Origin of the sequence: Extibacter sp. GGCC_0201 (genome assembly GCF_017566055.1) — a bacterium.
In the GTDB taxonomy this organism is placed as follows: Bacteria; Bacillota; Clostridia; order Lachnospirales; family Lachnospiraceae; genus Extibacter.
Map to the genome: position 1 here is coordinate 1 of NZ_JABFCH010000180.1, position 221 is coordinate 221.

The 221-nt window shown below is 47.1% G+C and carries 1 protein-coding gene; it reads right to left on the reverse strand.

The features are described 5' to 3' along the window. A partial coding sequence (locus HJV72_RS20445) for a dihydrofolate reductase (protein WP_208073470.1) occupies window positions 1-125 on the reverse strand: 125 nt, incomplete at its 3' end. Between the last annotated feature and the right edge of the window lie 96 nt (window positions 126-221).

Consider the following 221-nt stretch of genomic DNA (forward strand, 5'->3'; position numbering starts at 1 on the left):
CCCATCACAATAATTTTTCCCATCGTTTCCTGGCGGAACCACTTCTGGTCCGCAGGTATCGCAACCAGCATCTGCCCTTTATGACCAATAGCCCAGTTCTTATCCACTGCCGCAATTAACTGCATACCGTACCTGTCCTTCCTTTTGTTTTCCGGCTGAAGCGCTATCTCTTCTATAAATATAGATACAGGATACGTATCACCGGAATTCCTCCGGGAACT